The 376-nt window shown below is 62.5% G+C and carries 1 pseudogene; it reads right to left on the bottom strand.

What is annotated here, in order from left to right:
- Positions 1-376: pseudogene (locus tag EN851_RS34485) on the bottom strand (hypothetical protein); the annotation flags it as partial.

Here is a 376-nt window from a genome sequence, read left to right as displayed (position 1 = left end):
AGCGAAGCGATCGCGAAGGGCTCGATGAAGGCGGCCTTGAAGGCCCAGGCAAAGACGATGGCCAGCACGAAGGCCCAGCCGGCCAGCTGACCCGGCATGACCCACAGGATCGCAGCGGCAGGCGCCAGCATCAGCAGGAAGATGACGAAGGACACGCCCCACATGATCACCGCCAGCCAGACGGCATTCTTGACCATGTGCTTGCCGTTCTGCGCGTAGAGCACGACGCCCTGCCTGGCGGTCTCGAAAGGCGAGTCCGAATTGATGCGGATGTTGTAGCCGAGGATGATCTCGTCGACATAGGTCAGCGACAGCCGAATGACCGTGTTGATGAAGCTGACGAGGCCGCTCAAGCCGGGAATGGGCAGGAACGCGG

The organism is Mesorhizobium sp. M8A.F.Ca.ET.208.01.1.1 (assembly GCF_004791315.1).
Classification (GTDB): Bacteria; Pseudomonadota; Alphaproteobacteria; order Rhizobiales; family Rhizobiaceae; genus Mesorhizobium.
This window is presented reverse-complemented; position numbering and strand designations above follow the sequence as displayed.